Annotated in this window: 18 protein-coding genes; 8 read left to right on the top strand and 10 right to left on the bottom strand. The window is 69.9% G+C overall.

All coding sequences use genetic code 11. The annotated features are described in order from the left end of the window. Nucleotides 1-30 precede the first annotated feature (30 nt). The 3 genes from ACIRP2_RS19680 to ACIRP2_RS19670 form a co-directional block, all read right to left on the bottom strand. On the bottom strand, nucleotides 31-1,011 hold the full coding sequence (locus ACIRP2_RS19680; RefSeq protein WP_404251837.1) for an ABC transporter substrate-binding protein: 981 nt from the start codon (nucleotides 1,009-1,011) through the stop codon (nucleotides 31-33). Between the two features lie 130 nt (nucleotides 1,012-1,141). Beyond that, nucleotides 1,142-1,819: an ABC transporter permease gene (locus ACIRP2_RS19675; RefSeq protein WP_404251835.1), complete on the bottom strand. Its 678-nt coding sequence runs from the start codon at nucleotides 1,817-1,819 to the stop codon at nucleotides 1,142-1,144. 3 nt (nucleotides 1,820-1,822) lie between these two features. Next, nucleotides 1,823-2,533, bottom strand: a complete 711-nt coding sequence (locus ACIRP2_RS19670) for an ABC transporter permease (protein ID WP_404251833.1) — start codon at nucleotides 2,531-2,533, stop codon at nucleotides 1,823-1,825. A gap of 130 nt (nucleotides 2,534-2,663) precedes the next feature. Here ACIRP2_RS19670 and ACIRP2_RS19665 point away from each other — a divergent pair, with 130 nt between their 5' ends. Continuing rightward, nucleotides 2,664-3,851 (top strand): betaine/proline/choline family ABC transporter ATP-binding protein, encoded by a 1,188-nt coding sequence (locus ACIRP2_RS19665; RefSeq protein WP_404251831.1) that lies wholly within the window; start codon nucleotides 2,664-2,666, stop codon nucleotides 3,849-3,851. 123 nt (nucleotides 3,852-3,974) lie between these two features. Here the strand turns inward: ACIRP2_RS19665 and ACIRP2_RS19660 are convergent, their stop codons facing one another. Next, nucleotides 3,975-5,096: an alpha/beta hydrolase gene (locus tag ACIRP2_RS19660; protein ID WP_404251829.1), complete on the bottom strand. Its 1,122-nt coding sequence runs from the start codon at nucleotides 5,094-5,096 to the stop codon at nucleotides 3,975-3,977. Nucleotides 5,097-5,236: 140 nt separating this feature from the next. Here ACIRP2_RS19660 and ACIRP2_RS19655 point away from each other — a divergent pair, with 140 nt between their 5' ends. The 6 genes from ACIRP2_RS19655 (at nucleotide 5,237) to ACIRP2_RS19630 (ending at nucleotide 10,174) form a co-directional block, all read left to right on the top strand. Then, entirely contained in the window at nucleotides 5,237-7,078 is a 1,842-nt protein-coding gene (locus ACIRP2_RS19655; protein WP_404251827.1) for a phosphatidylglycerol lysyltransferase domain-containing protein, read from the top strand. Nucleotides 7,079-7,171: 93 nt separating this feature from the next. Beyond that, nucleotides 7,172-7,969 (top strand): dihydropteroate synthase, encoded by a 798-nt coding sequence (gene folP, locus ACIRP2_RS19650; protein ID WP_404251963.1) that lies wholly within the window; start codon nucleotides 7,172-7,174, stop codon nucleotides 7,967-7,969. Continuing rightward, entirely contained in the window at nucleotides 7,966-8,448 is a 483-nt protein-coding gene (locus tag ACIRP2_RS19645) for a nuclear transport factor 2 family protein (protein WP_391746141.1), read from the top strand. Before folP ends, ACIRP2_RS19645 begins: the two co-directional genes overlap by 4 nt. Before the next feature lie 192 nt (nucleotides 8,449-8,640). After that, nucleotides 8,641-9,000 carry a dihydroneopterin aldolase gene (folB, locus tag ACIRP2_RS19640; RefSeq protein WP_351077489.1) on the top strand — a complete coding sequence of 120 codons (360 nt, stop codon included), beginning with the start codon at nucleotides 8,641-8,643 and terminating at the stop codon, nucleotides 8,998-9,000. After that, entirely contained in the window at nucleotides 8,997-9,608 is a 612-nt protein-coding gene (gene folK, locus ACIRP2_RS19635; protein ID WP_376278781.1) for a 2-amino-4-hydroxy-6-hydroxymethyldihydropteridine diphosphokinase, read from the top strand. Before folB ends, folK begins: the two co-directional genes overlap by 4 nt. Before the next feature lie 83 nt (nucleotides 9,609-9,691). Next, a complete protein-coding gene (locus tag ACIRP2_RS19630) occupies nucleotides 9,692-10,174 on the top strand; it encodes a DUF3180 domain-containing protein (protein WP_351077492.1) in 483 nt (160 codons plus the stop codon). 36 nt (nucleotides 10,175-10,210) lie between these two features. Here ACIRP2_RS19630 and folE read toward each other — a convergent pair whose 3' ends face one another. From folE to dacB, 6 genes are all read right to left on the bottom strand, one after another. After that, on the bottom strand, nucleotides 10,211-10,816 hold the full coding sequence (gene folE, locus ACIRP2_RS19625; protein WP_351077564.1) for a GTP cyclohydrolase I FolE: 606 nt from the start codon (nucleotides 10,814-10,816) through the stop codon (nucleotides 10,211-10,213). Nucleotides 10,817-10,967: 151 nt separating this feature from the next. Further along, nucleotides 10,968-12,998 carry an ATP-dependent zinc metalloprotease FtsH gene (ftsH, locus tag ACIRP2_RS19620; protein ID WP_404251823.1) on the bottom strand — a complete coding sequence of 677 codons (2,031 nt, stop codon included), beginning with the start codon at nucleotides 12,996-12,998 and terminating at the stop codon, nucleotides 10,968-10,970. Between the two features lie 211 nt (nucleotides 12,999-13,209). After that, nucleotides 13,210-13,749 carry a hypoxanthine phosphoribosyltransferase gene (gene hpt, locus ACIRP2_RS19615; RefSeq protein WP_072487175.1) on the bottom strand — a complete coding sequence of 180 codons (540 nt, stop codon included), beginning with the start codon at nucleotides 13,747-13,749 and terminating at the stop codon, nucleotides 13,210-13,212. 96 nt (nucleotides 13,750-13,845) lie between these two features. Further along, nucleotides 13,846-14,910, bottom strand: coding sequence for a tRNA lysidine(34) synthetase TilS (gene tilS, locus ACIRP2_RS19610; RefSeq protein WP_404251821.1), 1,065 nt, complete (start codon nucleotides 14,908-14,910; stop codon nucleotides 13,846-13,848). A gap of 201 nt (nucleotides 14,911-15,111) precedes the next feature. Beyond that, nucleotides 15,112-16,245, bottom strand: a complete 1,134-nt coding sequence (locus tag ACIRP2_RS19605) for a zinc-dependent metalloprotease (RefSeq protein ID WP_404251819.1) — start codon at nucleotides 16,243-16,245, stop codon at nucleotides 15,112-15,114. Nucleotides 16,246-16,498: 253 nt separating this feature from the next. Next, a complete protein-coding gene (gene dacB, locus ACIRP2_RS19600) occupies nucleotides 16,499-18,001 on the bottom strand; it encodes a D-alanyl-D-alanine carboxypeptidase/D-alanyl-D-alanine-endopeptidase (RefSeq protein ID WP_404251817.1) in 1,503 nt (500 codons plus the stop codon). 86 nt (nucleotides 18,002-18,087) lie between these two features. Here dacB and ACIRP2_RS19595 point away from each other — a divergent pair, with 86 nt between their 5' ends. Continuing rightward, nucleotides 18,088-18,582, top strand: a complete 495-nt coding sequence (locus ACIRP2_RS19595; protein ID WP_003968257.1) for an inorganic diphosphatase — start codon at nucleotides 18,088-18,090, stop codon at nucleotides 18,580-18,582. Nucleotides 18,583-18,721 lie beyond the last annotated feature (139 nt).

The raw sequence follows: 18,721 nt of genomic DNA, 5'->3' as shown, positions 1-18,721 counted from the left end.
GTTACCTTACGGTCCCCAATCCCCCGGTCCTTACTTCTTGATGAGGCCCTTGGACCGCAGATAGTCCTTGGCCACATCGGCGGGCTTTGCGCGCTCCGCGTCGACCTTGCGGTTCAGTTCCGCCAGATCCTGGGTGGTGAGGGCCTTGGTGATCTTGCCGAGCGCGTCGGCGACATCCTGCGAACCCGCGTCCTCGGCATTGACCACCGGCAGAACGTTGTCCGCGTTCTGGAGCTTCTTGTCGTCCTCCAGAAACACCAGTCCATAGCTGTCCAGCACCGCGTCCGTGGTGGTGGTCAGGACCAACTGGTCCTTGCCGTCCTTGACCGCCTGCTTGGACTGCGGCGTTCCGACTCCCTTGGGGTCGATACCGGTGACATTGACGCCGTACGTCTTCTTCAGACCCGGCGCGCAGAACGGCCGCACCTCGCACTCGTCACCCGCCGCGATCTTCACTTCGGCCTTCGACCTGCCGAGATCCGAAAGGGACTTGAGCTTGTGCTCGGCGGCGAATTCCTTCGTCACCGCGAAGGCGTTCTGGTCGACGGCCCCACCGGCCGGGAGCACCTTCAGTCCGCGCGGGGTGGCGAGCTTCTCCAGCGCCGCGACCGTGGCGGCCGCGTCACCGGAGGCGACCGGCTTCTTCCCTGCCTGCTTCGCGCCGTTCACCTTGGCATTGAGGAATTCCGCGATCGTCGCGGCATATTCGGGGACGACGTCGATCTCGCCCTTCTCCAGGGACGGTTCGTACAGTTCCCGGTTGGCCACCGTGGTGATCGAGGTGCTGTATCCGGCATCGGCCAGGATCTGCGCGTACAGCTCCGCGAGCACCTTGGACTCGGTGAAGGACGCCGCGCCGACGACGAGCGACCCCTTCTTCCCCGAGCCGCCGCCGGAGGACGCCGAGCCCCCCTTGTCCTTCTCCAGGCTGTCGCCGCCGCAGGCGGCGAGCGAGCCGGCCAGCGCGACCATGCCGATGACCGCGCCCGCTATTCGCGAGGTCTTGCTCATGAGTTGTCTCCGTCCACAGCAACAGGGATGGTTCGAGAAGGGATCCCGGGACCGGAAGGGATCGCCGGGGCGTCGGGCACGCGAGGGCGCGTGCCCGACGGATGTTCGTGACGGACGGGTGTGGGGGCCGTCATACCGTCCCGCGACGACGGCGCAGCGGTGACAGCATCCGGTCCAGGACCACCAGCACCGCCTCCACCAGCAGGGCGAGCACGGCGACGAGCAGCGCCCCCGCGACCACCTGTGGCGTGTTGTACGTGTTGAATCCCGCGGTGATGATCCGGCCGAGACCGCCCTGCCCGACCATCGCGGCGATCGTCGCGGTGGCGACCACCTGGACCGCGGCCGAGCGCAGCCCGGTCATGATCATCGGGTAGGCGAGCGGCAGCTCCACCCGTACGAAGAGCTGTCCCCCGGACATGCCCATGCCCCGCGCCGCCTCGGCCACCGACCGGTCGACCTCCGTCATCCCGACGTAGGCGTTGGTGAGCAACGGCGGCACGGCGAACAGCACCAGCGCGATGACGGTCGGCACATATCCGGCGTTGCGCAGCGGCGAGACCATGAAGAGGGCCAGCACCGCGAAGACCGGAATCGCCCGCCCCACATTGGAGAGGTTGACCGCCAGCGCGCCCCCCTTCCCGATGTGCCCGAGGTACAGCGCGATCGGCAGCGCGATGAGGCAGGCCAGGGCGAGCGCGACACCGCTGACGTACAGATGCTCCCCGAGCCGGTGCGCCGCACCGCTCTCCCCCGACCAGTTCGCGCCGGTGGTGAGCCAGGTCCAGGCCTCGCCGAGAACTCCCATGGTTCAGGCCGCCTTTGCCGTGGCGCCCGCGCCCGCGTGCGCGGCACGTATGCGGGTCCAGGGGGTCAACAGCCGCTGGAGGCCCAGCAACAGCAGATCCGCGACGACCGCGAGCAGTACGCACAGGACCGAGGCGGTGAGCACCTGGGCCTTGAAGAAGCTGGGCAGGGCGTCCCCTATGAGGTTGCCGAGGCCGCCTCTGCCGATGATCGATCCGACCGTCGTCAGTGCGATCGTGGAGACCGTGGCGATCCGTACGCCGGCCATCAGAGCGGGCATGGCGAGGGGGACTTCGACCTCCCACAACAGGCGAACCGGCCCGTATCCCATGCCCTTCGCGGCCTCCTTCGCCTCCTGCGGCACCGCTTCGAGGCCGGCCAGGATGTTCCGCACGAGAATCGTCAGCGAATACAGCACCAGGCCGGTGACGACCAGCGCCGCGGAGAGTCCGAACAGCGGCAGCAGCAGCGAGAACATGGCGAGCGAGGGCACGGTGTAGAGCACCGTGGTCAGCCCGAGCACCGGTCCGGCGAAGCGACGGCTGCGACGGGCGAGCAGCGCCAGCGGAAAGGCCACCAGGAGTCCGATCGCCACCGAGACGGCGGTGATCCAGATGTGCTGGACCGTCGCATCGGTCAACTCCTGGCTGCGGGAACGGAGATACTCCCCGCAGATCCAGTCGTTCGTCACCATGCAGTTCTGTGCGGCAGCCATCCGTCCCCCACCTCCCGATTACCGCCTCGTACCGATGTCTGGCGACCCTATCCCCGACCACTGACAATCGCCGAAGCCGTTGTATTCCAGCAACATGTCCTTCACAGAACACGCGCGACAATGGGGAACCATGATCCGTTTCGAGCACGTCACCAAGCGGTACGCGGACGGCACCACCGCCGTCGACGACCTTTCCTTCGAGGTCTTCGAGGGTGAACTGGTCACGCTCGTCGGACCGTCGGGCTGCGGCAAGACGACCACCATGAAGATGGTGAACCGCCTGATCGAACCGACCGAGGGACGGATATTCCTCGACGGGGACGACATATCGGCCATCGACCCCGTTCGGCTGCGCCGTCGTATCGGCTATGTGATCCAGCAGGTGGGGCTGTTCCCGCACCGTACGATCCTGGAGAACACCGCGACCGTCCCCCATCTCCTCGGCTGGAAACGCGGAAAGGGCCGTGAGCGCGCGGCGGAACTCCTGGACCTTGTCGGACTTGATCCTTCCGTTTATGGCGACCGCTATCCGGAACAGCTCTCCGGCGGTCAGCGCCAACGCGTGGGCGTGGCCAGGGCACTTGCCGCGGATCCACCGGTGCTGCTGATGGACGAGCCTTTCGGCGCGGTCGACCCCGTCGTACGGGAACGGCTGCAGAACGAATTCCTGAAACTCCAGGCGCAGGTCCGCAAAACCGTGTTGTTCGTCACGCACGACATCGAGGAGGCGGTCCGGCTCGGTGACCGCATCGCCGTCTACGGACAGGGATCCATCGAGCAGTTCGACTCCCCGGCGACCGTGCTCGGCGCGCCGGCCACTCCTTACGTCGCGGACTTCGTCGGGGCCGACCGCGGGCTCAAGCGGCTCTCCGTCACCCCCATCGAGGAGAGCGACCTGGACCAGCCGCCGGTCGTCCACCTCGACGACTCCCTGGCGAGGGCGACCGAACGGCTGCGGACCGAGGGGGCGCGCTGGGCCGTCGTCCTGGACGGCGAGGACAACCTGCACGGCTGGATCCCGGCCGACAGCCCCGTCGGCGGGGCCGAGGACACGGTGCGCGCCCACGCCCGCAGGATGGAGGCGTGGCTGCCCGTCGGCGCCCCGCTCAAGCAGGCGTTCGCCACCATGCTCCAGCACGACGCCGGCTGGATCGCCGTCATCGACGAGGACAGCACCGGCCGCTTCCTCGGCGTGCTCACCCCGGCCCGGCTCCATGAGGCGCTGCGCCGCTCCATCGACGCGGACGCCCAGGCCGTCCCCCGCGCCGAGGTCGCCGTCGAGACCGTGGAGAGCTTCGCCAAGACCGCCGCGCGGTGAGCCGGCGTCCGACCCGGCCGGGCGGGTGAAGAGGGCCGGCCCGACGCAGGGACCGGGACCGGCACGGTCGGGGGGGACCGTCGGCACAGGAAGCGCCCCCGTCGGAGCGGAACCGGGCGTGGTTCAGTTCTCGCTCAGCCGACTGCTCATCCAGTCCAGCGCCGAAGGGATCTCCCGTCGCCAGGTGTTGAAGTTGTGCCCGCCGCTGTCGAGCACGATCGACGAGGCCTGGGCCGGCGCCTTCACCTTGTCGAGGAACCGCATCGTGGAGTGGTAGTTCCCCTCGCCGCGCTTGGAGGTCGTGACCAGGAAGGACGAGTCGGGCTGCGGCAGATTGTCCAGACTCCACATCAGATCGGAGCGGTTGCGCGCGTCCTGGTCGCCGTGGAAGAGGTCACCGGTCGTCGGGTCCTCGGCCGCCTTGTAGTACGCGGAGAGCCCGGCACTCGCGGCGAACCGGTCCGGGTGATGGAGTCCTATCTTCAGCGCACAGTAACCACCGGTCGAATTGCCCATGATGCCCCAGTTGCGCGCCAGTCTGCCGACCCGGTACTCGTCCGAGACCGCCCGCGGCACATCCTTGCCCAGGAACGTCTCGGTCTGCGGGCCGCCCTTTATGTCCACGCACTCGGTGTCCCGCGGCGGTGCCACCGTCGGCCGCAGCATCACCAGGATCATCGGCTGGGCCCGACCGGCCTTCACCCGATCGTGTGCCGTCCGCGGGTACCGAAGGCCCTTCAGGAGGTTTTCCGAGACACCCGGGTAACCGGTGAGGACGACGACCGCCGGGAACTTCCGGCGGGCGAACGCCGGCTGGAAGTACTCCGGCGGCAGATACACGTACGCCGAGCTCTCGATCTTCGACTCCCGCCCGGCTATGACGACCTTGTCGATCCGCCCGTTCCTCGTGGGCAGTGAACCGCCCGGCCCGTCCGGCCGCTGTATCCCGACCCGGACGATGTTCTTGGAGGCCAGGGCGCCGGCCGCGCGGTCCGTGACCACACCCAGCTCCTGCTTCTGGCCGAACAGATCGGCCCAGGACCCGTAGAAGAGGAATGTGTTGTTCGCCACCAGTCCGACGGAGACGAAGACCGTCACCTGGGTCGCCAGCAGCAGACCGACCCTGCCGAACACCGCGGAGACACTGCGCCGGGCCAACCGCGGCCAGAGCCAGACCGTGGCGGCGAAGAACACCACGGCCAGCATGATGGCGGCGGCCAGGAACGCCTTGCTGGTAAGACCCATGAGGGGGTGAACTTTCTTGTCCGGAATTTTCCGGCCGGCGGGTGAACCCCCGACCTGGAAGCCTCGTCCTACAAGTCGCACATCGTCCGGAGCGCCACGGCCGAAGGACTCAAGAATCTCTCGCGGAACCACGGGAAGCGATGTCTGTCACGCTAGATGGGGATAAATCGGGATCGGTTCCGAGTCCCGTACGGAAGTTCGTACGCGGCCCGCGACCCGAATCCGTACCGACGCTGGTCGGTACCGCCTGCGCCGTCGTCGGCCTGATCGACGTGGCCGCGGGCGTCTTCCCGCGCTTCCGGCACAGCCGGATGCACACCCTCGCCGAGGTGCTCCCCGGCGCCCTCGGGCCGTTCGCCGCCGCCCTCTCCCTGAGCGCGGGCGTCCTGCTGCTCCTGCTCGCCCACGGCCTCAAGCGACGCAAGCGGCGGGCCTGGCGGGCGGCGGCCCTCCTGCTGCCGGCCGGCGCGCTGGCGCAGTTCGCCTACCGGCACTCCGTCATCGGCACGCTCGTCTCGCTGGCGCTCTGCCTCCTACTGGTCCGCCATCGCGGCGAATTCGCCGCGCTCCCCGATCCCCGGAGCCGCTGGCGGGCGCTGGCCAACTTCGTGCTTCTCGGCGCGGGTTCGCTGGGCCTCGGCCTGATCATCGTCAGCGTCCACCCGGGCCGTGTCGTGGGAAGCCCCAGCGTTGCCGACCGGCTCCAGCACGTGCTGTACGGGCTGTTCGGGTTCGAGGGCCCCGTCGAGTACGCCGGAGTCACCTCCTCGACCGTGGCGTACTCGCTCGGCGCTCTCGGCCTGCTGACCGCCGTCACCACCATCTACTTCGCCTTCCGCCCCGAGCACCCGGCCGCACGCCTCACCGAGGACGACGAGGCCCGGCTGCGCGCCCTGCTGGAGAAGCACGGCGGCCGCGACTCGCTCGGCCACTTCGCGCTCCGCCGCGACAAGGGCGTCGTCTTCTCCCCCAGCGGCAAGGCCGCCGTCTGCTACCGCGTCGTGTCCGGCGTGATGCTGGCGAGCGGCGACCCGATCGGCGACGTGGAGGCCTGGCCGGGCGCCATCGAACGCTTCATGGACGAGGCCAAGGCCCACTCCTGGACCCCGGCGGTGATGGGCTGCAGCGAGACCGGCGGCGAGGTCTGGACCCGCGAGACCGGGCTGGACGCGCTGGAACTCGGCGACGAGGCGGTGGTGGACGTCGCGGATTTCTCGCTCGCCGGGCGCGCGATGCGCAACGTACGCCAGATGGTGAAGCGCATTGAACGACTTGGCTACGAGACCCGGGTCCGACGCGTCCGCGACATCGGCGAGGCCGAACTGGCCCACATCCGGCAGGCGGCCGCCGACTGGCGCGGCACCGACAACGAGCGCGGCTTCTCCATGGCGCTCGGCCGGATCGGTGACCCGGCCGACGGGGACTGCGTCATCGCCACCGCCCACAAGGCCGACGAACACACCGCCGACTCCCCGTACGGCGACCTGAAGGCCGTGCTCCACTTCGTCCCGTGGGGTGACGACGGCATGTCCCTCGATCTGATGCGCCGCGACCGTTCCGCCGACCCCGGCATGAACGAGCTGCTGATCGTCGCCGCCCTCCAGTCCGCCTCGCAGCTCTCCGTCGAGCGCGTCTCGCTGAACTTCGCGATGTTCCGCTCGGCGCTCGCCCGCGGCGAGAAGCTGGGCGCGGGGCCGGTGCTGCGGACCTGGCGCGGACTGCTGATCTTTCTGTCGCGCTGGTTCCAGATCGAGTCGCTGTACAAGTTCAACGCCAAGTTCCGGCCCCGCTGGGAACCCCGCTTCGTCGTCTACCGCGCCGCCGGCGACCTGCCCCGCATCTCCCTGGCGGCGATGCAGGCCGAGGGCTTCGTGAACCTCGCGCTGCCCCGTCCCTTCGCCCGCCGCTTCCCGCGCCGACGGGCGCGCCCCTGCGCCCACACCCCGCCGCCGGGTCAGGAGCACCACGCCCGCGCGGCATAACAGCACGCCGTATCGGCCTACGCTGGTCGCATGAGTACGTTGCGTGGACGAGGCACGGTCCGAGGCCTGCCGGAGTGGGACCGCTGTGCGGTCATGGGTGTCGTCAATGTGACCCCGGACTCCTTCTCCGACGGGGGCCGCTGGTTCGACACCACGGCCGCGATCAAACACGGCCTCGACCTGGTCGCCGAGGGCGCCGACCTGATCGACGTCGGCGGCGAGTCGACCCGTCCGGGCGCCAGCCGGGTGGACGCGTCGGAGGAGCTGCGCCGCGTGGTCCCGGTGGTCAAGGGCCTGGCGTCCGAAGGGGTCACGGTCTCGGTGGACACCATGCGGGCCCGTGTCGCCGACGAGGCGGTCGCGGCCGGGGCCGCCCTGGTCAACGACGTCAGCGGCGGCCTCGCCGACCCGGACATGGTCCGGGTCGTCGCCGCGGCCGACGCGCCGTTCGTGGTGATGCACTGGCGCGGCTTCAGCGAGTCCATGAACAGCCGGGCGGTCTACGAGGACGTCGTCGCCGAGGTCGTCACGGAACTGCGGCACCGGATGGACGCCGTGGTCGCGGGCGGAGTCGCCCCGGAACGGATCGTGATCGACCCCGGTCTCGGCTTCGCCAAGGAGGCCGGCCACGACCTCTCCCTGGTCGCCCACCTCGACGAGCTGCGCGCCCTGGGCCGCCCGCTGCTGGTCGCCGCCTCCCGCAAACGCTTCCTCGGCCATGTGCTGGCCGGTGAGGGCGCCGCGCCGCCCCCCGCGCGCGAACGCGACGCCGCCACCGCGGCGATCTCCGCGCTCTCCGCGCGTGCGGGTGCCTGGGCCGTCCGGGTCCACGAGGTACGGGCCACGGCCGACGCCGTACGGGTGGCCCGCGCCGTCGAGGGTGCCGCATGAGCGGGCCCCGCGACGAGCACGCGGAGGCGGCCGCCGACATCGCGGCCGTCGAACAGGCCAACACCTCCTTCTACGAGGCGATGGAGCGCGGCGACTTCGAGGAGCTCTCCGGCCTCTGGCTGCCGGGCGAGGACCTCACCGTCTCCTGCGTCCACCCGGGCTGGCCGGTGCTCACCGGCCGCGGCGAGGTGCTGCGCAGTTACGCCCTGATCATGGCGAACACCGAGTACATCCAGTTCTTCCTGACCGACGTCGGGATCTCGATGACCGGCGACACGGCGCTGGTGACCTGCACCGAGAACATTCTCAGCGGCGGCCCCGCGGAGGACGGCAACGCACTCGGGCCGCTGGTCGGGCAACTCGTCGTGGCCACCAATGTGTTCCGGCGCACTCCGGACGGCTGGAAGCTCTGGTCCCATCACGGCTCGCCCGTACTGACCGAATCCGATGAGGACGAGGACGAGGAAACCCCCTCCTGACCGAGGCATCCGCCCGATGGGTGGGTTGGAATCCGGGTCCGCGGGTAGTAGCGGCTACCAGCCCCGCGAGGCCTCTCCACAGCCCCCGCGGGCGAGCACTGTCGGTGCTCGCAGGTAGATTCGAAAGAGAGCACCTCGCCGTCCGCACGCGGCCCCGTGTCTCTACGCCCTACGACAGCAGGAGTGATTCGCGTGGATCGTGTCGCGCTGCGCGGCCTCAAGGCCCGTGGACACCATGGCGTCTTCCCCCGGGAACGGGAAGAGGGTCAGACGTTCATCGTGGACCTGGTGCTCGGCCTCGACACCCGCCCCGCGGCAGCCGCCGACGACCTGACGAAGACCGTGCACTACGGCGTCGTCGCCGAGGAGGTCGTCGACGTGGTGCAGGGGGAACCGGTCGACCTGATCGAAACGCTCGCGGAGCGCATCGCCCAGCAGTGCCTCAAGCACGAAGGAGTCGAGGAGGTGGAGGTGGTGGTGCACAAGCCCGATGCGCCGATCACCGTCCCGTTCGACGATGTGACCATCACCATCACCCGGAGCCGAGTATGACTGCATTTTCCACCAAAGGGCAGAGCGACCCGACCGTACAGCCGGTGCCCGCCTCCGTGGTCGAGCAGGTGGACGCCGCGGACATCACCCTCTCCAATCCCAAGCGTGCCGTGATCTCCCTGGGATCCAACCTCGGCAACCGCCTGGAGACCCTCCAGGGCGCCATAGACGCTCTGGAGGACACCCCCGGCCTGCGGGTCAAGGCGGTCTCCCCGGTGTACGAGACGGAGCCCTGGGGCGTCGCTCCCGGTTCTCAGCCCTCGTACTTCAACGCGGTGATCGTCGTGAAGACGACGCTTCCCCCGTCCTCGCTCCTGGAACGCGGCCAGGCCATCGAGGAGGCCTTCGACCGGGTCCGTGAGGAACGCTGGGGCCCGCGCACCATCGACGTCGACATCGTGGCGTACGCGGACGTCGTCTCCGACGACCCGGTGCTCACCCTGCCTCACCCCCGGGCCCGTGAGCGGGCCTTCGTCCTCGCTCCGTGGCACGACGTCGACCCCGAGGCCCAGCTGCCCGGCGCCGGCCCCGTCGCGGAGCTGCTGGCCGGTGTGGGCCGGGAGGGCGTACTGCCCCGGGCCGATCTGGAACTCCGTCTGCCCGAGTAGTCGTTAGGCTCGACGGACACGGATCACTGGCGATACGGACCGGTGGCGGCACGGGCCACCGGCGGCGAAGGGCGGAGCACTCGGTGAAGCAACTACGGCTCGGGGTACTGGCCGGCCTCTTCGCCGCGGCCGGGGTGCTCTCCTGGGGCGGCGCCCGCCTCTGGGACTCCGTCGGCAGCCTGCCGAGCGTTCCCCTCGCCGCGCCGATCGTGCTCGCGGTGATCGCGGTCATCCTGCTCGCCACGGCACTCTCCATCCGTTCCCGGCTGCGCGCCCAGCGCGAGCGCCGGCCGGGAGCCAAGGGCGTCGAGCCGCTGATGGCCGCGCGGGCCCTCGTCTTCGGTCAGGCCAGCGCGCTGGTCGTCTCGCTGGTGTCCGGCATGTACGGGGGCACGGGCGTCTTCCTGCTCGGCTCCCTCGACATCCCCGCCCGTCGCGACCAGGCGATCTACGCGGGCTTCGCGGTGCTGGCGGGTGTCGCGGTGGTGGCCGCGGCCCTCTGGCTGGAGCGCATCTGCAAGCTCCCTGAGGACGAGGACAACGACAAGAGCTCGGCGGCCGCGTAGGGGCCACCGAGCTCTCCTCCGTCGCTGTGCGGGAACTCAGCGCGCCATGATCAGACTCATCGCCTCGGCTCGCGTCGCGGGATCACGGAGCTGCCCACGCACCGCCGACGTCAGCGTCTTCGCACCCGGCTTGCGGATACCGCGCATCGACATGCACATGTGCTCGCACTCGATGACGACGATGACCCCGCGCGGCTCCAGGATGTCCATGAGCGAATCGGCGATCTGGGTGGTGAGCCGCTCCTGGACCTGCGGTCGCCGGGCGTAGACGTCGACCAGACGGGCCAGCTTCGAAAGGCCGGTGATCTTTCCGCTGGTCGCCGGGATGTACCCGACATGCGCGACGCCCCGGAACGGCACCAGGTGATGCTCACAGGTGCTGAACACCTCGATGTCCTTGACCAGCACCATCTCGTCGTGGCCGAGGTCGAACGTGGTCGTCAGAACATCCTGGGGCTCCTGGTGGAGGCCCGCGAATATCTCCTTGTACGCCCGTGCCACCCGTCCCGGCGTCTCACGCAGTCCTTCACGGTCCGGGTCCTCGCCCACGGCGATGAGGAGTTCGCGAACGGCGGCCTCGGCCCGCTTCTCGTCGAACTCACCGATCGGACCCTGGCCCTCCAACGTCACCGGGTCGGTCATCTGTGCCTCGTTCCTCTGAGCTGTCACCCGCACCTGCTTCCGTACGGGCGTACGAAAAAGCCGCGCCCCCACAGGCTAGAACCTGCGGAGGCGCGGCATCCATTCCGGGCCCGGTGCGGCCCCGTGACGGGGGCCACACCGGGGTCGCGGATCAGTTCTCCGGGCGCTCCTCCGGGATCACCTCGGTGGCCGGGACGGTGTCCGTGGGGACGACCGAGCCGTTCGCCGTGGTGGCGCCGTTGGTGAGGGCGAGCTCCTTCGGCGAGAGCACCGGCGGCCGCGTCGACGGGGTGCGTCGGGCGGAACCGGTCCAGGCCGGACGGGCCGGGCGCTTCACGATCGGGGCGAAGATCTCGGCGATCTCCTCCTTGCCGAGCGTCTCCTTCTCCAGGAGCTGGAGAACGAGGGCGTCCAGCACGTCGCGGTTCTCGACGAGGATCTCCCACGCGTCGTTGTGCGCGGTCTCGATGAGCTTCTTGACCTCTTCGTCGACGAGGGCCGCGACCTCTTCCGAGTAGTCGCGCTGGTGGCCCATCTCCCGGCCCACGAAGGGCTCGGTGTTGTCGCCGCCGAACTTGATCGCGCCGAGCCGCTCCGTCATGCCGTACTGCGTGACCATCGCGCGGGCCGTTGCCGTGGCCTTCTCGATGTCGTTCGCGGCACCGGTGGTCGGGTCGTGGAAGACCAGCTCCTCGGCCGCGCGCCCGCCCAGCATGTAGGCCAGCTGGTCGAGCATCTCGTTGCGCGTCGTGGAGTACTTGTCCTCCTCCGGGAGCACCATCGTGTAACCGAGGGCGCGGCCGCGGGAGAGGATCGTGATCTTGTGGACCGGGTCCGCCTGGGGGGAAGCCGCCGCGACCAGGGCGTGTCCGCCCTCGTGGTACGCGGTGATCTTCTTCTCCTTCTCGGACATGATCCGGGTCCGCTTCTGCGGGCCCGCCACGACGCGGTCGATGGCCTCGTCGAGCATCTTGTTGTCGATGAGCTTCTGGTTGCCGCGCGCCGTGAGGAGCGCCGCTTCGTTCAGCACGTTCGACAGGTCGGCACCGGTGAAGCCGGGCGTACGGCGGGCGACGGCGCCGAGGTCGACGTCCTTCGCGACCGGCTTGCCCTTCTGGTGCACCTTGAGGATCTCGAGACGGCCCTGCATGTCCGGCCGGTCGACCGCGATCTGCCGGTCGAAGCGGCCCGGACGCAGCAGCGCCGGGTCGAGGATGTCCGGCCGGTTCGTGGCGGCGATCAGGATGACGCCGCCCTTCACGTCGAAGCCGTCCATCTCGACGAGCAGCTGGTTCAGCGTCTGCTCGCGCTCGTCGTGGCCGCCGCCCATTCCGGCACCGCGGTGCCGGCCGACGGCGTCGATCTCGTCGACGAAGACGATCGCCGGGGCGTTCGCCTTGGCCTGCTCGAAGAGGTCACGGACCCGGCTGGCACCGACACCGACGAACATCTCGACGAAGTCGGAACCGGAGATCGAGTAGAACGGGACGCCCGCCTCGCCCGCGACGGCGCGCGCGAGCAGCGTCTTGCCCGTACCGGGAGGCCCGTACAGCAGGACGCCCTTGGGGATCTTGGCACCGACGGCCTGGAACTTCGCCGGCTCCTGGAGGAACTCCTTGATCTCCTGGAGTTCCTCGACGGCCTCGTCCGACCCCGCCACATCGGCGAACGTCGTCTTCGGGGTGTCCTTGGTGATCAGCTTGGCCTTGGACTTCCCGAACTGCATGACCCGGGAGCCGCCACCCTGCATCTGATTCATCAGGAACAGGAAGACGACCACGATCAGGACGAAGGGCAGCAGCGAGAGGAGGATCGAGATGAACGGGGACTGCTTCGACGGCGAGACGGTGTAGCCCTTGTCGATCTTGCCGCTCTCGAACTTCTGCTGCAGCGTGTCGGCCAGCTGGACACCCTGGTCGCCGATGTAGCTCGCCTGGAACTTGCTGCCGGACTCGCCCGAGAGCTTCTGGTCCTTCTTCAACTCGATCTTGATGATCTGTTCGTCACCGGTGGTCAGCTTGGCCTGCGCCACCTGGTCCTTGCTGATCGCCTGGATCACCTTGCCGGTGTCCACCGATTTGTAGCCGCCTGACGAGCCGACGACCTGCATCAACACGACCACGGCGAGGACGGCCAGCACGATCCACATGACCGGCCCACGGAAGTATCGCTTCACGTCCATCCATACGGGGCGATGACGCCCCGTCCCTCCTGCCCGTAGGTAAATGCTGCTGTGAGAAAAGACTGTTCTTCGGACGGTACCCCAGCATTGTCACCCGCGACCGCCGGGGACGTCTGTCAAAACCTGCCTTCGAATGCTCAACGGCGGGAATCCGGTAAAAGGTTCCCGGCGCCCCGCCCCGGTCGGGCCGGCCCTCGGGACCGGGAGGCGGTCAGCCGCCGTAGACGTGCGGGGCGAGCGTGCCGACGAAGGGGAGGTTGCGGTACTTCTCCGCGTAGTCCAGCCCGTATCCGACGACGAACTCGTTGGGGATGTCGAAACCGACCCACTTGCAGTCGAGCGCGACCTTGGCCGCGTCCGGCTTGCGCAGCAGGGTGCAGATCTCCAGGGACGCGGGCTCGCGCGAGCCGAGGTTCGACATCAGCCAGGACAGGGTCAGGCCCGAGTCGATGATGTCCTCGACGATCAGGACGTGCTTGCCCTTGATGTCGGTGTCCAGGTCCTTGAGGATCCGGACGACTCCGGAGGACTGGGTGCCCGCGCCGTACGACGAGACGGCCATCCAGTCCATGGTGACGGGGGTGGACAGCGCACGCGCCAGGTCCGCCATCACCATCACTGCGCCCTTGAGGACGCCGACGATGAGCAGGTCCTTGCCCGCGTACTCCGCGTCGATCTTCGCGGCCAGCTCGACGAGCTTCGCGTCGATCTCTTCCTTGGTGAGGAGCACCGACTGAAGGTCGGTGCCCATGTCCTTCTCGTTCACCCGCGTCTCTTTCTTTGCCTGCCGGGTCCGGGGTGTCCCGGCCCTGCGCGGCCGCTCGCCTGCATGTCAGCCGCTCGTGCTTCAGCTCTGCCGAATCACCAGTCTGCCACCCTGCCGCCTGGCTTCGACGCGGCCGGGCAGGTTGATGGCCCGCTGGCCGCGCCAGCCGGTGATCAGACGGTCGACTTCCTCGATGTGGCGGGCGAAGAGGGAACCGGGCGGGGAACCCGCCTCCATGGCGGCCCGGCGCAGCACCCGACGGCGCACGGCCGGCGGCAGCGCGTACAGCTTGGCGCACTCCAGTCGGCCCGCGTCGTCCCGCACGGTGCGGTCGGCCTCGGCGGCCCAGGTGTCCAGGGCGTCGGCGTCGTCGCGGGAGAGCTGCGCCGTACGGGCGAGAGCCTCGACGACTCCTTTGCCCAGCGCCTTCTCCAGGGCGGGCAGACCCTCGTGACGCAGTCGGGAGCGGGTGTAGGCGGGGTCGATGTTGTGCGGGTCGTCCCAGACGGGCAGCGACTGGACGAGGCAGGCCTTGCGGGCGGTCTGGCGGTCGAGCTGGAGGAAGGGGCGGCGGTAGCGGCCGGCCGGTCCCGACGCGGCGGCCATGCCGGAGAGCGAGCGGATGCCGGAGCCGCGGGCCAGTCCCAGCAGCACCGTCTCCGCCTGGTCGTCACGGGTGTGGCCGAGCAGGACGGCGGCGGCGCCGTGCCGTTCGGCCGCCGCGTCCAGCGCGGCGTAGCGGGCGTCGCGGGCGGCGGCCTCGGGGCCGCCCTCCTGGCCGACCTGCACGGCGACGGACTCGACCGGGTCGAGATGCATGGCGGCGAGACGGTCGACGACCTCGGCGGCCCGGGCGTCGGATCCGGCCTGGAGACCGTGGTCGACGGTGATGCCACCGGCCCGGACGTCGAGCTTGCGGGCCTCGAAGGCGAGGGCGGAGGCGAGTGCCATGGAATCGGCGCCGCCGGAGCATGCCACCAGCACGAGTGGGGCGTCCGGGCGGTCGGGGAGCGGGGCGCGCTGCCTGCCCGCACCGGCTTCGGCGAGCTCGGGGTGCGGGGTGCGCCGGGTGTGTTCGGTGAGTACGTCGTGGAGTACGCGGCGGACCGCCAGGCGTATCGCCGCGACCGCAGGATGGGGACCCATGTCCGGTGCCCTTCGTGAAGTTCGGGGGGGAGGTTCCTCGGAGTGCCGGGACGGGAGAGTGCCGTCACTCAGAGTGCGTCGATGGTGACAGAGGCAAGCCGTCCATCGAGCATTGCACGCCTTCCCATGCCCCTACGGTCCCTCGGATGGGTGATTACCGGCGCGTTCTCGTCCTGTCGTCCGCCGTCGGGCCCGTCGCGGTCAGGACTCTGCCTTACGGTGCACCCTCGCGATCCAGTCCGTCGGTTTCGCGATCTCCGCCTTGGTCGGGAGGGTGTTCGGCGAGGTCCAGACCCGGTTGAAGCCGTCCATGCCGACCTCGTCGACCACGGCACGGACGAATCGTTCGCCGTCCCGGTACTGGCGCAGTTTGGCGTCGAGACCCAGGAGCTTGCGCAGCGCCTGGTCGAGGCGGCTCGCACCGCGCGCCCTGCGCTGCTGGAACTTCTCCCGGATCTCGCCGACCGAGGAGACGACCTCGGGGCCGACGCCGTCCATCACGTAGTCGGCGTGCCCTTCGAGCAGGGACATCACGGCGGTGAGCCGACCGAGGATCTCGCGCTGGGCGGGCGTCTGGACGAGTTCGACGAGGCTGCGGCCGCCGTCCTCGCCGTTCTCTCCCTCGGGACGGCCCCCGGCCAGGGACTGGACGGCCTCGCGGAGCCGTTCCAGCACGGTCACCGGGTCGACATCGGTCTCTTCGAGGAATGACTGGATCTCGCCCTGCAGATGGTCGCGGAGCCAGGGCACGCCGGTGAACTGGGTGCGGTGGGTCTCCTCGTGGAGGGCGACCCAGAGCCGGAAGTCGTGCGGGTCGGCCTCCAGCTCGCGCTCGACGTGGACGATGTTCGGGGCGACGAGCAGCAGCCTGCCGCCGCCGTCGGCCGAGGCCGGGAAGTCACGGGGGGCGGGGGCGAACGTCTCGTACTGACCGAGTACCCGGGAGGCCAGGAACGACAGCAGCATCCCCACCTCGACACCGGTCACCTTGCCGCCGACCGCGCCGAGCACGGCGCCGCCGGGCCCGTTGCCACGCCGGTCCTGCATCTTGCCCAGCAGGGGCCGGAGCAGTTCACGGAAACCCGCGACATTGGCCTTGATCCAGCCCGCCCGGTCCACGATCAGGACCGGGGTGTCCTCCGGTTCGGTCCCCTCGGGGATCATCCGGGTGAAGGAACGGACGTGCTCCTCCGCGGCCTTGGCATGCCGACGCAGTTCCGCGACGACCTCGCGGGCCTCCTCGCGGCTGATCTCGGGCCCCGGCCGCACAAGTCGGGTCGCGGTCGCGACCGCGAGATTCCAGTCGACCATCTCGGCACCACCGATGCTCGTCATGCGTCAACCGTACGTGCTCGGCTCCGTCCGCGGTGTGGTGTTGACCGGCTCACCGGGTACCGGCGGCGAGGGTGGTCCGGTGCCCTCCGACGGATCCGCGCGGGGCGCCGGAGGCGGTGCGCCGCACGGCGGAGCGGCGCTCACGCACCGGACAGGCAGGAAGCCGGGGAGTGCCCGGGTACGGGATCCGCACGGGGCGCGAAACGCCCGTGCGCCGGAGGCGTTCCGGTGACGCGGCGCGGTGCCCCGGCCGTCACCGGACGGACCTGAGGCCGGTGGCGAGGGCGTCGAGGGAGGACTGGGCCTCGGACGGGGATGTCGTACCGGATGCCAGGAAGGCGAACGCGAGCAGTCGGCCCCGCCGGTCGACGACCGTCCCGGCGAGGGAGTTCACGCCGGTGAGGGTTCCGGTCTTGGCCCGGATCAGGCCGGTGCCCTCGGACTTCTCGTCGTAACGGCCGCTGAGCGTGCCGGTGAAGCCGGCCACGGGGAGGCCGGTGAGGATCGGGCGCAGTTCGGGGTGGTCCGGATCGGCGGCACGGGCGAGGAGCCCGGCCAGCAGTCCGGCGGTCACCTTGTCCTTGCGGTTCAGCCCGCTGCCGTCGGCCAGGTTCGCACCGGTCAGCGGCAGGCGGAGCTTCTTGAGCCGTGCGGTGACGGCCCGCCGGCCGCCGTCGAAGTCGGCCGGTTCGCCCGTGGCCAGGGCGGTCTGCCGGGCGAGTGCCTCGGCGATGTCGTTGTCGCTGTTGGTCAGGGCCCGCTCAACCAGGGCGGAGAGCGGGACCGACAGATGCGTGGCGACCGTCCGGGACTTGGCGGCCGGGCGGCCGCGCACCGGGTCGGACCGGGTCGCGATCCCGGCGTCGTGGAGCAGTTCGCCGAAGGTCCGGGCGGTGTCGCCGGCCGGGTCGTCGCTGCGGGGGGCGGGTCCGCTGTCGCTGCTGTCGAGCCTGCCCTCGTCGGTCATCAGGGCGCTGACGGGGGCGATGTTCTCGTTGGGGCCGATCGGGTGCCGTGCGGGGCCGGAGTAGCGGGAGGTGTCGTACGCGAGGCGGACCGATGTCACACCCCGGTCCTTCAGGGCGCGGGCGGTGTCGGCGGCCAGGGCGCGCAGAGCGGCCTTGTCGAGGGTGGGGTCGCCGCCGCCCACCAGGGTGAGACCGCGGGAGTCGGGGGACGCCCTGACCGTCGTGGCGATGCGGTGACCGGGGCCGAGCGCGCTCAGCGCGGCGGCCGAGGTGGCGATCTTGATCGTGGAGGCGGGCGTCATGGGCGTGTCGGCACCCTGGCCGTACAGCCGCTCGCCGGTCGCGGTGTCGATGACGACGGCGCTGCGCACGGTCCCCAGGGCGGGGGCCCTCAGCAGCGGTCCGAGGGTGGCGCGGAGGGCGGCCGCCGCGCCGTTCGGGGTGTCGCGCGCGTCCGGGGCGGAGTTGTCGACCGCGGCGGAGAGGGGCTGGAGGACGGCCGGGGCGCTGGGCGCGGGTTCCGGTCCGGACGGTGTGCCGGATCCGTGATCTGCGCCACCTGTACGGATCCGGGCGGCCGCCCAGTCCTGCTCGGCCTTACGCTGACCCGAGTCCCAGGGGCCGGCGGCAAGGACGACGCCGGCTGCGAGCGCCAGGCCGAGGCCCGCGGAGACGGCCATGAACTGCCGATCGCTCAGTCCCCTCAACCTGATCACGCCACTCTGCCGGGTGAGCCTGCTCAGTTTGTCCAGCGGGTCGACCGACGGTCTCTTCACCGGCTCGTCCACCGTTGACCAGCCCCTTTCGCGAGCACACATCTGCGTGGGGGACACTTAATCACCAGTCGTATGTGTTGATCATGGAGGAGCCACCCGTGGAGTTCGACGTCACCATCGAGATCCCGAAGGGTTCGCGGAACAAGTACGAGGTGGACCACGAGACCGGTCGGATCCGCCTGGACCGTCGACTCTTCACCTCGACCAGCTACCCGGCGGACTACGGCTTCGTCGAGAACACCCTCGGCGAGGACGGCGACCCGCTGGACGCGCTGGTCATCCTGGACGAGCCGACCTTCCCCGGCTGCCTCATCAAGTGCCGCGCCATCGGCATGTTCCGGATGACGGACGAGGCCGGCGGCGACGACAAGCTGCTGTGCGTGCCGGCCTCCGACCCCCGGGTGGAGCACCTGCGCGACATCCACCACGTGTCGGAGTTCGACCGCCTGGAGATCCAGCACTTCTTCGAGGTCTACAAGGACCTGGAGCCCGGCAAGTCCGTCGAGGGCGCGGACTGGGTCGGCCGCGCCGAGGCCGAGGCCGAGATCGAGGCCTCCTACAAGCGTCTTGAGGCGCAGGGCGGCGCGCACTGACCCGAGGGTCACGGCCGGATTCCGGCCGAGGTACTTCGCACGGTTCCGTTTACGGTTCCGTGCTGGAACCGGGCGGCACTCCTCTCCCTGGAGTGCCGCCCGTTTTCCATGTGCCGCGCCCGTTCCGCGCGACCACCCG

Source organism: Streptomyces sp. NPDC101194 (assembly GCF_044767885.1).
Lineage (GTDB): Bacteria > Actinomycetota > Actinomycetes > Streptomycetales > Streptomycetaceae > Streptomyces.
This window is presented reverse-complemented; position numbering and strand designations above follow the sequence as displayed.